The organism is Marinobacterium sp. YM272, assembly GCF_050908845.1.
Lineage (GTDB): Bacteria > Pseudomonadota > Gammaproteobacteria > Pseudomonadales > Balneatricaceae > Marinobacterium_D.
Genome location: NZ_CP194171.1, coordinates 678051 through 690423 on the forward strand (window position 1 = coordinate 678051; position 12373 = coordinate 690423).

Consider the following 12373-nt stretch of genomic DNA (forward strand, 5'->3'; position numbering starts at 1 on the left):
GTATGCAACTGAACACGACCGAAGAGATTATCGACGATATCCGTCAGGGCAAGATGGTTATCCTGATGGATGACGAGGATCGCGAGAACGAAGGCGATCTGATCATCGCCGCCGAAATGGTTCGTCCGGAAGATATCAACTTCATGGCGACCCACGCCCGCGGCCTGATCTGCCTGACGCTGACCCGCAACCGCTGCGAACAGCTCAAGCTGCCGCTGATGGTACAGAGCAACGGCGCTGCATTCTCCACCAACTTCACCCTGTCCATCGAGGCGGCGAAGGGCGTGACCACCGGTATCTCTGCGGCAGACCGCGCGCATACGGTACGGGTTGCGGTACGTGGCGATGCCAAGCCGGAGGATATAGTTCAGCCGGGGCATATCTTCCCGCTGATGGCGCAGCCGGGCGGTGTTCTCAGTCGCGCCGGCCACACCGAAGCGGGTTGTGACCTGGCGCGTCTGGCGAATCTGACGCCGGCGGCGGTGATCGTCGAGGTGATGAACGAGGATGGCAGCATGGCGCGCCGTCCCGACCTGGAAAAGTTCGCGACCAAGCACGGTCTGAAGATCGGCACCATCGCCGACCTGATCCATTACCGCGCGACCAATGAGCATACCGTCGAGCGTGCTGACGAGGGTGTGCTGGAAACCGAATACGGCGAGTTCAACTACGCGGTCTACCGCGACGAGATACAGAACTGCAGCCACCTGGCGCTTTACAAAGGCGATATCAAGCCGGATGAGCCGACGCTGGTGCGTGTGCACATTCGCAGTGAAGTACTGCGTGACGTGGTCGGTGTATTGCCCGGCGAAGAGAAAAAATGGACCATGCGCCGCGCGCTGGAGCGGGTTGCCAAAGAGGGCAAGGGCGTGGTGATTCTGATCGATTCCGGTCAGCGGATCGATCTGGGTGAGGCGCTTCAGAGCCTGACCAACAACCCGAGAAAACAGTCCAAGGTGACGGTCAGTGCATCGGGCGCCTACCTGCAGGTAGGTACGGGTTCACAGATTCTGCGTGAACTGGGCGTGGGCAAAATGCGCCTGCTCAGCTCGCCGATGAAGTTCAACGCAATTTCGGGCTTTGATCTCGAAGTTGAAGAATACATCTCTTGCGAAGAGTAACTCTTCTTTGTAATTACAGGACAGATCCGATGTCAGTAAAAGTTTTTGAAGGCGACTTTGTCAGCGCCGACGGTAAGTACGCGATCCTGGTCGGTCGCTTCAACTCCTTCGTAGTGGAAAGCCTGCTCGAAGGCGCGCTGGACGCGCTCAAGCGTCACGGCGTCAGCGAAGACAACATCCGTATCATCCGTGTACCGGGTGCGTTCGAGATCCCGCTGGCGGCACAGAAAGTGGCTGCTCAGAAGCAGGACGACGCCATCATCGCCCTGGGCGCGGTTATCCGTGGTGGTACTCCGCACTTTGAATATGTTTCCGCCGAAAGCTCCAAGGGCTGCGCCCAGGTATCCCTGGAGTACGGTGTTCCGGTCGCGAATGGCATCCTGACCGTCAACAGCATCGAGCAGGCAATAGAGCGTTCTGGCACCAAGGCTGGTAACAAAGGCGCTGAAGCGGCCCTCTCCGCACTGGAGATGGTTAGCCTGCTGCGTCAGCTTGAGGCCTGAAGAAGATGAGCGACACCCGCAGTTCCAACAACGGTTCCAACGGAGCTTCTAGCGGAAGCTCTAAAGGCAGCGCGCCGAAGAAGAACCGCAAGCCGTCCCTGACCGAGCAGCGCCGCAACGCTCGCAAGCTCGCACTCCAGGCCCTGTACCAGTGGCAGGTGGGCGGTCAGCAGGCCAACGAGATCGAAGCCCAGTTCCGCGTGAATAACGACATGAACGAGGCTGACGTGCAGCTGTTCAGTCAGTTGCTGCGTGGCGTGATTAATGAGAAAGCCGAGCTGGACGTGACCTTCTCGCCTTTCCTTGATCGCAATATCGACGACTTGGATCCGGTCGAGGTCAATGTCCTGCGCATCGGCAGCTTCGAGCTGCTGCGTCGTATGGAGGTACCTTACCGCGTGGCGATCAACGAAAGCGTTGAGCTGGCCAAGGTGTTTGGTGCTACCGACAGTCACCGTTACGTCAACGGCGTACTCGACAAGGTGGCGCAGAAAGCACGCAAGGCGGAGATCGCCGCACGGCGTTAAGGTCTGACAGGGCAGTGGGCGAGTTTGAGCTGATTCATACCTATTTTGCCCGTCACGCTGCAAAGCGTGACGATGTGGCACTGGGTATAGGTGACGACTGTGCCCTGCTGGTTCCCCCTGCGGGCGCCCAGTTGGCGGTGTCGATCGATACCCTGGTGGAAGGGGTCCACTTTCTGCCGGGGAGCGACCCTGCGTTGATCGCCGAGCGCCTGCTCGGTGCAGCGGTCAGCGACCTGGCGGCCATGGCGGCCGAACCTGCCTGGTTTACCCTGGCACTAACTCTCCCTGCAGCCGATAGCGGCTGGCTTCAACCCTTTGCACTAGCCCTGGCCAAACGCGCTGCCGAGCTGAAAATCGCTCTGGTGGGCGGCGACACGACGCGGGGGCCGCTGGCGCTCAGTGCCCAGGTGCATGGCTGGGTGAAAGCGGGTGAGGCGCTGACACGGTCCGGTGCCCGGGCAGGGGATCTGGTGTTGGTCAGCGGCACGCTCGGCGACAGTCGCGGCGGGCTCCAGGCGCTACTGGAGAAGGATCTTTCGGCGCAGACCGCTTATCTGCGGCAGCGTTTTTTCCGTCCCGAACCGCGAGTTGCGCTGGCGCGAGCCCTGCGCAGTGAGGCCTCTGCTGCCATCGACCTGTCGGACGGTTTGGTTTCCGACCTGGGCCATATCGCCGCGCAAAGCGGTCTGTCGGCCCGGATCGATCTGGAGCGTTTACCGCTGTCTGCCGAGCTGCAGGCCTATGCCGGCGTTGATAAGGCGCGGCAGTGGGCGCTCAGCGGTGGCGAAGACTTTGAACTCTGCCTGACCGTCGCACCGGATCGGCTGGACACCTGTCGTGAAATCGCGGCCGCCCTGGATCTGCCGCTGACCTGTGTCGGCCAGATGCAAGCCGGCAGCGGTGTCAGTGTGTCGCTCGATGGCAGGCCGTGGAACAGTAGCGCACAGGGCTACGATCATTTTGGCGTTCTTTATGGAGAGCAACGATGAACCGGGCACCGGCCTCCGTCTGGCGTAACCCGATCCATTTTCTGGCCTTTGGCCTGGGTAGCGGTGCATCCCCCTGGGCGCCCGGTACCGTGGGTACCCTGGCTGCGGTACCGCTCTGGTACCTGCTGGCGCAGCTGCCGTTGATCACCTATCTGTTGATCGTGCTGGCCGCGTTCGCAGTGGGGTGCTGGCTGTGTCAGCGCACCTCCGACGATCTCGGGGTGCATGATCACGGCGGCATCGTCTGGGACGAGTTTGTCGGCTACTGGATCACCATGATCGCGGTGCCGGTGGCGCCGCTCTGGGCGGTGCTGGGCTTTGTACTGTTCCGGGTGTTCGATATTCTCAAGCCCTGGCCAATCCGTTGGGCTGATAAGCGCGTACACGGTGGCTTTGGGATCATGCTGGACGACCTGATCGCGGGCGTATTCGCGGCGGTGGTACTGCAACTGGTGATTTGGGTTCTGGCGTGATAGCAGCTGGTCGAGCTGGTAGGCGCTATGCTTTATAATGTCGGCCCTGCCATGGGCGAGGCGGCAGCCAAAAGTCTTTCGTTAAAGGTCCTGGGGTTGCCCATATAGAGGTGTAAATTCGTGACTGTTCAGTATGTAGCCGACTCCAAACTACCGACCCCCTGGGGGGTGTTTACCATGGTGGGTTTCGAGGACAAAACCAGCGGTAAAGAGCATGTGGCGCTGGTGTTCGGCGATGTGGATACCGATGAACCGGTGCTGGGCCGGATCCATTCAGAGTGCCTGACCGGCGATGCGCTGTTCAGCCTGCGCTGCGACTGCGGCTTTCAGCTGCAGGAAGCGCTGAAGCGGATTGCGGAAGAGGGACGTGGTGTACTGCTCTATCTGCGCCAGGAAGGCCGGGGTATCGGCCTGCTGAACAAGATCCGCGCCTACCATCTGCAGGATCAGGGCGCCGATACGGTGGAAGCCAACGAGAAACTGGGCTTTGCCGCCGATATGCGCGATTACAGCATGTGTCTGCCGATGCTCAAGCACCTGGGGGTTCGTTCGCTGCGCCTGATGACCAACAATCCGCGCAAGGTCGCCGCGCTGGAGCAGTACGGTCTGTCGGTGGCCAACCGTGAACCGCTTCAGGTGGGCAAGAACAGCCACAACGAGCACTACCTGGAAACCAAGATGGGCAAGCTCGGCCACATGATGACCGAGGTTCATTTCCAGAAGGCTGAAGAAGAAAATTCCTGAGGGCACCGTCCGTCAGTGAATCCCGCCGCCTGAACCTCTCAGTGGTTCAGGCGCTGCTCTATCGCCGTTTTGATTCCGTCAGTATCCAGTCCGCACTCAGCGAGCTGAGCACCGCGAGAGGCGTGCTCGATCCAGCGATCCGGAATACCCAGCTGCAGTAACAGCGTTTGTACGCCCCGGGATTGCAGATATTCACCCACCGCCGAACCGGCACCACCTGCAATAGCGTGATCCTCCAGCGTGACAATCAGCTCGTGGGTGTCGGTGAGCCGGTCGATTACGCCGGTATCCAGCGGCTTGACGAAGCGCATATCCACCAGAGTCAGATCCAGCTGCTCAGCCGCCTGCTGCGCCTGCGGCAGCAGCGGGCCGAAATTCAGTATCGCGGCACGCCTGCCGTCACGGAGCATACGCGCTTTGCCAGGTTCAATAGCGGGCAGGGATGTGTCGATCTCTGCCGCGCTGCCCGAGCCGCGCGGATAGCGCACCGCTGCCGGTCCCCGGTGGTCATAGCCGCTCTTCAGTAGCTGGTAGAGCTCCTGCTCATCCGAGGGTGTCATCAGCATCACGTCGGGCAGGCAGCGCAGGTAGGCGATATCGTAAAGGCCGGCATGGGTGGCGCCGTCCTCGCCGACCAGGCCCGCACGGTCGACCGCCAGCAGCACGTCCAGGTCCTGGATCGCGATATCGTGCACGAACTGATCGTAGGCGCGTTGCAGAAAGGTGGAGTAGATCGCCAGCACCGGTTTCATCCCCTCGCAGGCAAAGCCGGCGGCCAGGGTGGCGGCGTGCTGTTCGGCGATGGCCACGTCGAAGTAGCGCTCGGGGTACTGCTCCGAGAAAGCGATCAGGTCGGAGCCTTCACGCATGGCAGGAGTGATACCGACCAGACGCTGATCCTTGGCTGCAGTATCGCAGAGCCAGCGACCGAAGATGTTGCAGAATTTCGGTTTTTTCGGCTTTTTCGGGGCATCCAGCGGCTCGATCTTGGTGATCGCGTGGTAGCCCACCGGATCCGATTCGGCCGGCTCGAACCCCTTGCCCTTGCGGGTCACCAGGTGCAGGAACTGCGGGCCTGGGCTGTTGAGGGCCTGTTCCAGCGCTGGCAGCAGCTTGTCGAAATCATGCCCGTCCACTGGTCCCTGGTAGTCGAAGGTCAGCGCCCCGAACAGCGCGCCGGTGGTGCTGCCATCGAGCCCCGGTGCGCCGTGCCCCGCGCGCAGGTGTTTTTCAAGATAGGTAGCCAGTCCGCCCTCGTTGGGGGAGATCGACATATTGTTGTCATTGAGGATGACCAGCATGTCTGCCTGGGTGTGGGCGGCATGACTCAGCGCCTCGAACGCCATACCGGCGGTCATCGCGCCATCACCGATCACGGCAACGGTCTTGCGTTGCTCGCCCTTGAGCTTGCTGGCCAGCGCCATGCCGAGCGCGGCACTGATCGAGGTGCTGGAGTGGCCGGTGCCGAAACTGTCATAGGTGCTCTCGGCCCGTTTCGGGAAGGGGGCGAGGCCCTCGGGCTGGCGCATGCTGAGCATCTGCTCGCGGCGGCCGGTCAGAATCTTGTGCGGGTAGGTCTGATGGCCCACATCCCAGACCAGGTGGTCCGCCGGCGTATCGAGCAGATAGTGCAGGGCGATGGTCAGTTCCACCACGCCGAGGCCTGCGCCAAAGTGCCCGCCGGTGAGGCCAACGCTGTAAAGCAGCCAGTCACGCAGCTCTGCCGCCAGTTGCGGCAGCTGGGCGCGCTCGAGCCGCGACAGCTCTGCTGGCGACTCGATCAGGTCCAGCAGCGGTGTAGCCGGACGTTCTGTGGGTATCTGTGTACGCATCAGTGATCGCGGGTGACGATAAAGTTGGCAAGGGCAAGCAAGGGACCTGCATTGCTGCCGAACGGGGAAAGGCTCTCCTGTGCCTCGCTGTGCAGTTGTTCCAGTTTGGCACGGGCACCGTTTAGCCCGAGCAGCGCCGGATAGGTCGGCTTGTTCTGCGCCTGGTCCGATCCCTGGGGCTTGCCAAGGGTTTCGGTATCGCCCTCGATATCGAGCAAATCGTCCTTCACCTGAAATGCCAGGCCGATCAGGTCGCCGTAGCGCTGCAGTCGTTCCAGGGTCTCGGGATCTTCACAGCCGGCGGCGGCAGCACCCAGCTGCAGGGCAGCGGTGATCAGCCGTCCGGTCTTGAAGGCGTGCATCGCCTGCAGCTGCTCCAGTGTCAGGCTGTCGCCAACGTGGGCCAGGTCGTAGGCCTGACCGGCCACCATGCCGCTGGCACCACTGGCCGTGGACAGAATATTCAGCATCCGCATCTGTCGCGCCGGCAGCAGCTCCGCGTCCGGGGCACTCAGCAGCTCAAAGGCGAAGCACTGCAGGGCATCACCGGCCAGAATCGCTGTGGCCTCGTCAAAGGCGATATGGCAGGTGGGGCGGCCGCGGCGCAGGTCGTCATCGTCCATGGCCGGCAGGTCATCGTGTACCAGTGAATAGCTGTGAATCGCCTCGATGGCGGCTGCGGCGCGATCGGCCAGCTCTGCTGAGCCGCCGCAGAAGTTGCAGCTCATATAAACCAGCGCAGGCCGGATGCGCTTGCCGCCGTTCAGCAGTGCGTAGTGCATCGCTTCCAGCAGACGCGGCTCCAGTACGGAACAGCTTTCGAGATACAGGGGGAGGTTGGTCTCGACCCGTTCGGCCCAGACGGACAGTTGATCGCTTAGCTCCACGCTCAGTCGTCCTGCTCTTCCTGGAAGGGTCGGGTCTTCATTTCGCCCTGCTGCTCGACCAGCACCTGAACTTTCTGTTCGGTCTGCTCAAGAATCTCCTGACACTCGCGGGTCAGTTTGACGCCTTCCTCGAACGCTTTCAGGGCTTCTTCGATCGGCAGGTCACCCTGCTCCATACGCTCAACGACAGCTTCGAGCTGGGTCAGGGATTGTTCAAAATCGGGTGCTTTGCGGGTGCGGGCCATAATCTGATCGAGGTCGGATAGAGAGTCGGATAAACAAGGCAGTCAACTTAACCAACTGCCCGCACGGGGTCAATCGAAAGGGCCAGTCAACGCTCCCGGGATGCGGCAATCCAGCGCCTAAAAAGCTGCCTGTTCAGTACGTGAACACCCGGGCAAATCTGGTATCATCGCCGTAACACGTCTAAAACCTGTGCCATCAGTCAGGCTATGGGAAGGCTATAGGAGATTCAACCAGTGGATCTGGCGACACTTGTAGGATTGCTCGGCGCATTGGGCATTGTTATCGCGGCCATGGTGCTCGGTGGTGATGTCGGTATCTTTGTAAACATCCCCTCTATTCTGATCGTTATCGGCGGCAGTCTGCTGGTGGTGCTCACCAAGTTCACCCTGGGCCAGTTTCTGGCGGCGGGCAAGGTGGCGGCCAAGGCATTTATGTTTAAGTCGGTGATGCCGGAAGAGATCATCGCCGAGACCGTCGATCTGGCAGATGCCGCACGTAAGGGTGGGCTGCTCTCCCTGGAGGAGAAAGAGGTCTCCAGCCCGTTCATGCAGCGGGGCATTCAGCTGCTGGTGGATGGTCATGACCCGGAAGTGGTCAAAAACCTGCTGCACAAGGAGGCCAGCCTGACCGATGAGCGCCACGAGTTTGGTGCCAGAATCTTCCGTGCCATCGGCGATGTGGGGCCGGCCATGGGGATGATCGGTACGCTGGTGGGCCTGGTGCAGATGCTCTCCAATATGTCCGACCCCAAGTCGATCGGTCCGGCTATGGCGGTGGCGCTGCTGACTACCCTCTATGGCGCAATGCTGGCCACCATCGTGGCACTGCCGATCGCCGACAAGCTGGAAAACCGCAAGGATGAAGAAGCGCTGAACCAGGCGCTGATCATCGATGGTCTGCTGGCGATACAGGCGGGTCAGAACCCGCGTGTGATCGAGCAGATGCTGCGTAACTACCTGCCCGAGAAAAAACGCCAGCAGGCGGAAGCCTGAACCTTGCGAGCCAGCGGATTCAAGAGAACTAGATGAGCGACGAGCAGAAGAAATGTAAATGTCCGCCGCCGGGAGCGCCGGCATGGATGGCCACGTTCTCCGACCTGATGTCGCTGCTGATGTGTTTCTTCGTGCTGCTGCTCTCGTTCTCGGAAATGGATGTGCTCAAGTTCAAGCAGCTGGCCGGTTCCATGCGCGAGGCGTTTGGTGTCCAGGCGCAGATCAAGGTTGAGGATATCCCCAAGGGTACATCGATCATCGCCCAGGAGTTCAGCCCTGGCCGGCCGGTACCGACGCCGCTCAATGAAGTCCGGCAGATGACCATCAACAACGATATGAACACCCTCGATGTGCGCCCGGAGCAGGGCGAATCCGAGGTGCTGGACCAGTTGCGCGGCCTGGAGCAGTTAATCGAACAGCAGAAACAGGAAGCGCAGAAAGACGCCATCGAGTTTGCCCAGGTGCTCTCCGAGGAGATCGGTGACGGGGCGGTCGAGGTGGAAACCGACGGCTCCAAACTGATCATCAGGGTCAAGGAGAAGGGCTCGTTCGACTCCGGATCAGCGGAACTGAAATTCGACTATATCCCGGTGATTGCCAAGATCCGCGACGTGCTGATCGACGTGACCGGCCGGGTGGCGATCGAGGGGCATACCGATAACATCCCCTATTCCGGCAGCCGTTTCAGCTCCAACTGGGACCTGTCCGCCGCCAGGGCGCTGGCGGTGGCGGAGGAGCTGTTCTCCGATCCCCGTATCGATGAGTCCCGCTTCCAGGTATCCGGTTATGCCGACAGCAAACCGCTGGTACCGAACAACTCGCCCGAGAACCGTTCGCGCAACCGCCGCGTCGAAATCGTGATTCAGAAAGGCGACGACCAGGAAGTACTGGAGCGTCTGCAGGCACGGCCCAATGGCGATACCGAAGGCTCACGGCTGGATCCGGGCGAAATATTCTGACCGCTGGATGCAACCGGACACAAAAAAACCGCCTCGGCTTCCCGGGCGGTTTTTTTGTGTGGCGCTGTCTTACTTGGCCGCGTCCAGCATGTACTGGATGGCAGCAGTCATTTCAGCGTCAGAGCAGTCGACGCAGGTGCCCATCGGGGGCATGGCGTTGAGGCCGGATTTAGCAGTGGCCAGCAGCGCGTCCATCCCTTTCTCGGCGCGCGGAGCCCAGGCTGCGGCATCACCGAACTTCGGTGCGCCGGCTACGCCTGAGGCGTGACAAACGGAACACTTGGTGTTGTAAAGCTCTTCACCGGAACGTTCTGCCATCGCAGCGGCCGGGGACAGCAGGGCAGCGGCGGCTGCCAGTACAAGCGCTTTTTTCATGGTTGTTTCCTTTGACAGTGCTATCAATCGGACTTACGAGCCCGGTTAAAAATAGATCAGGGCAAGTTTAGGAGTGCCCCTGCAACTAGTAAATACCGCTTAGGTGGTTAATCTTGCCTGAACGGCCATCGATTGATCTGTCTTTGGAAGGAGCAGGACAGCGCCGTTTAACGGCGCTGCAGGCGCATGGCATAGGTCGCCTGGCTGTGAAGGGCACGGTCGTGCTGGCGCTGACGGATCTCGGCGTTGTACTGGGTGAGTGCTTTCTCGACCAGTTCACGGGGGAAGCTCAGCTGGTTTGTCAGGTCGTCTGCGGAGTAGCCGCGACGCAGGAGTTGTTGCAGATCGTTAGTGATCTGATGATCGCTATGCATAATTATTATCCTCTTTTATTTCAGCGACGATTTAAACCTCAATTGATTGCACTAGTGTTTCAGAATCTTTTGAGTCCCGTGACAATCCGCACCCTTTTGCTTGCAGTTGGCTTGTTGGCCGGAAAAAGTTGGGATTGGCGGGGGTTGACCAAAGGGTCTATTTTTACTTGGTCTATTAAAAAAAGCTTTAGTTCCCAATAACTTTTGTTCATATTCGACCTAATCAGACGGCGTGATGAAACGTCTGCCGGGAAGACGGGACCACAGCCTGTGGTCCAGCCATTCAGAGATCACCGCTGGAGATCAGATGCGATGAAACCTGCTTACTCACGTATTGCTACGCTGACACTTTCCGCTTCACTGGCGAGTGCCATGGCGGTACAGGCCGAAGAGCTGCACATTTACAACTGGTCCGATTACATCGCTGAGGACACGGTCACCAATTTTGAGGAACAGACCGGTATCGACGTGGTATACGACGTCTATGATTCCAACGAGGTTGCCGAAGCCAAGCTGCTGGTTGGCAAAAGCGGCTACGACCTGGTCTTCCCGACGGCGCGCCCCTTTGCCGACCGCCATCTGAAGGCGGGTCTGTATCAGAAACTGGACAAGTCCGAACTGAGCAACTGGGATAACCTGGATCCGGTGATCATGGAATCCCTGACCGATATCGATCCCGGCAATGAATACCTGGTGCCTTACATGTGGGGCACCACCGGCATCGGCTATAACGTCGACAAGGTGAAGGCGATTCTCGGCGATGATATGCCGCTGGATACCTGGCGCCTGGTGTTCGATCCGGAGATCGTTTCCAAGCTTTCCTCCTGTGGTGTGACACTGATGGACGATGCCACCGAGGTGCTGACCGCAGCACGGGCCTATCTTGGCAAGCCGGTGGATGATTTCAGCCGTGATGCCATCAATGAGGCGGCTGATGTGGTGGCCGCGGTGCGCCCGAATATCCGCTACTTCCACAGCTCCCAGTACATTAATGACCTGGCCAATGGCGATATCTGTGTTGCCCACGGTTACTCCGGTGATGTGCTCCAGGCCCGGGACCGTGCCGCCGAAGCGGATAACGGCGTCAATGTGGCCTACGCGGTACCGTCTGAAGGCGCTGTGGTCTGGACCGATGTGATGGTGATACCCACGGATGCACCGAACCCGGACGCAGCCCACAAGTTCATCAACTATCTGCTTGATCCGGAAGTGATCGCGCCGGTCACCGACTATGTGGCCTATGCCAACGCCAACAAGGCGGCGGAAGATCTGATCGATCCGGAGATCCGTAACGATCCGGGTATCTACCCGCCGGCAGAAACCCGCGAAAGCCTGGTGGTGCTTAAAACCCCGGCGGAGCGGGAGATCCGCACCATGAACCGTGCCTGGACCCGGGTTAAAACCGGTCACTGACGGCTCGTCGTAGACAGCAAAACGCCCTCCATCGAGAGGGCGTTTTTGTCTCTCTAGCCAACCGCTCAGGCGGTCAGATAACTATCCGTTATATGAAACAGATCAGTGACCTCGATGGCACTGATGCGGGGGTGAGGGCAGACGCTGCCGGGGGCAACGGTGGAGGACTGTTCAAACAGCGCCGCACCGGTGTCGATATAGATACCGTTACCGCGTTTCTCAACCTGCGGCAGAATCACGTGGCCGTGGACCGTCAGATCGATACCCTCGACCTGATGCCGGTAGTCGGGGTGCTTGACCGGGCGATCCCAGATCAGTGCGTTTCTGATGGCCGGTTCGCTGGGCAGACGGAGTTTCAGGTCCAGCCAGTCATCCACCGGTACCGAGCTGTGGGTAATGCCGATTTTGCGGCCGTCCGCGAGATCCAGTTCTATGGCCCAGGGCATCTGTTCGGCCTGCTGCTCGGCAAAGCGTTTGAAACCGGGGTTACGCAGGAAAAAGTGCTCGGGTCCTGGACCCATCCAGCTTTTACCGCCAAAACGCATCCAGTCGGAGGTTTCGATGCTGGTCGGATCTTCCAGCCAGTCGAACATGATCTGCTCATGGTTGCCGCGCACGGCAAAAAACCAGGGTTCGTTGATCAGCTCAAAGCATTCCCGAGAGTGCGGGCCGCGGTCAATAAGATCACCGACAGAAAACAGCCGATCCACGTCCCGGTTGAAACAGACCGCCTCCAGCTCCGCATTGAGCGGCTCCAGCCAGCCATGAATATCACCGACCACAAAGTCCCGGCCCCGTGTGTTCGCTTCAATGCATACAACGGTGTTCATCGTTTGACATCTCTCTCCCTGTTTAACGCTATCGCTCAAAGCTTAGGCTAACATCATTACAGAAGCAGAGGGCTTTTCGGGTTAGAGTGTTACTTGCTTCGCTGCTGT

Annotated in this window: 15 protein-coding genes; 9 read left to right on the plus strand and 6 right to left on the minus strand. The window is 59.8% G+C overall.

The genetic code is table 11. From position 1 onward, the window contains the following. Positions 1-2 precede the first annotated feature (2 nt). From ribBA to ribA, 6 genes are all read left to right on the plus strand, one after another. Positions 3-1121, plus strand: coding sequence for a bifunctional 3,4-dihydroxy-2-butanone-4-phosphate synthase/GTP cyclohydrolase II (gene ribBA / locus ACQUQP_RS03175; protein WP_432697368.1), 1119 nt, complete (start codon positions 3-5; stop codon positions 1119-1121). A gap of 29 nt (positions 1122-1150) precedes the next feature. Continuing rightward, positions 1151-1624, plus strand: a complete 474-nt coding sequence (gene ribH / locus ACQUQP_RS03180) for a 6,7-dimethyl-8-ribityllumazine synthase (RefSeq protein WP_432697369.1) — start codon at positions 1151-1153, stop codon at positions 1622-1624. Between the two features lie 5 nt (positions 1625-1629). Continuing rightward, positions 1630-2151, plus strand: a complete 522-nt coding sequence (gene nusB / locus ACQUQP_RS03185; protein WP_432697370.1) for a transcription antitermination factor NusB — start codon at positions 1630-1632, stop codon at positions 2149-2151. A gap of 14 nt (positions 2152-2165) precedes the next feature. Next, positions 2166-3140 (plus strand): thiamine-phosphate kinase, encoded by a 975-nt coding sequence (gene thiL / locus ACQUQP_RS03190; RefSeq protein WP_432697371.1) that lies wholly within the window; start codon positions 2166-2168, stop codon positions 3138-3140. Next, on the plus strand, positions 3137-3613 hold the full coding sequence (locus ACQUQP_RS03195; protein WP_432697372.1) for a phosphatidylglycerophosphatase A family protein: 477 nt from the start codon (positions 3137-3139) through the stop codon (positions 3611-3613). Before thiL ends, ACQUQP_RS03195 begins: the two co-directional genes overlap by 4 nt. 177 nt (positions 3614-3790) lie before the next feature. After that, entirely contained in the window at positions 3791-4357 is a 567-nt protein-coding gene (gene ribA, locus ACQUQP_RS03200; protein WP_432698667.1) for a GTP cyclohydrolase II, read from the plus strand. 38 nt (positions 4358-4395) lie between these two features. Here the strand turns inward: ribA and dxs are convergent, their stop codons facing one another. From dxs to ACQUQP_RS03215, 3 genes are read right to left on the minus strand one after another with little or no spacing between them, the layout of a single operon-like run. Next, positions 4396-6189: a 1-deoxy-D-xylulose-5-phosphate synthase gene (gene dxs, locus ACQUQP_RS03205; RefSeq protein WP_432697373.1), complete on the minus strand. Its 1794-nt coding sequence runs from the start codon at positions 6187-6189 to the stop codon at positions 4396-4398. Continuing rightward, entirely contained in the window at positions 6189-7076 is an 888-nt protein-coding gene (locus ACQUQP_RS03210; protein ID WP_432697374.1) for a polyprenyl synthetase family protein, read from the minus strand. The genes dxs and ACQUQP_RS03210 overlap by 1 nt, the downstream gene beginning before the upstream one ends. Positions 7077-7078: 2 nt before the next feature. Further along, a complete protein-coding gene (locus ACQUQP_RS03215; protein ID WP_432697375.1) occupies positions 7079-7321 on the minus strand; it encodes an exodeoxyribonuclease VII small subunit in 243 nt (80 codons plus the stop codon). 234 nt (positions 7322-7555) lie between these two features. On the opposite strand from ACQUQP_RS03215, the gene pomA reads away from it, so the two are divergent. Next, on the plus strand, positions 7556-8314 hold the full coding sequence (pomA, locus tag ACQUQP_RS03220; protein WP_432697376.1) for a flagellar motor protein PomA: 759 nt from the start codon (positions 7556-7558) through the stop codon (positions 8312-8314). A 32-nt stretch (positions 8315-8346) separates the two neighbouring features. Then, on the plus strand, positions 8347-9273 hold the full coding sequence (locus ACQUQP_RS03225; RefSeq protein WP_432697377.1) for a flagellar motor protein MotB: 927 nt from the start codon (positions 8347-8349) through the stop codon (positions 9271-9273). A gap of 69 nt (positions 9274-9342) precedes the next feature. Here ACQUQP_RS03225 and ACQUQP_RS03230 read toward each other — a convergent pair whose 3' ends face one another. Beyond that, positions 9343-9648, minus strand: coding sequence for a c-type cytochrome (locus ACQUQP_RS03230; protein WP_432697378.1), 306 nt, complete (start codon positions 9646-9648; stop codon positions 9343-9345). 167 nt (positions 9649-9815) lie between these two features. Beyond that, positions 9816-10022 (minus strand): hypothetical protein, encoded by a 207-nt coding sequence (locus tag ACQUQP_RS03235; RefSeq protein WP_432697379.1) that lies wholly within the window; start codon positions 10020-10022, stop codon positions 9816-9818. Positions 10023-10334: 312 nt separating this feature from the next. On the opposite strand from ACQUQP_RS03235, the gene ACQUQP_RS03240 reads away from it, so the two are divergent. After that, positions 10335-11435, plus strand: a complete 1101-nt coding sequence (locus tag ACQUQP_RS03240; RefSeq protein ID WP_432697380.1) for a polyamine ABC transporter substrate-binding protein — start codon at positions 10335-10337, stop codon at positions 11433-11435. A 65-nt stretch (positions 11436-11500) separates the two neighbouring features. On the opposite strand, the gene ACQUQP_RS03245 is transcribed toward ACQUQP_RS03240, so the two are convergent. Next, entirely contained in the window at positions 11501-12265 is a 765-nt protein-coding gene (locus tag ACQUQP_RS03245; RefSeq protein ID WP_432697381.1) for a metallophosphoesterase, read from the minus strand. Between the last annotated feature and the right edge of the window lie 108 nt (positions 12266-12373).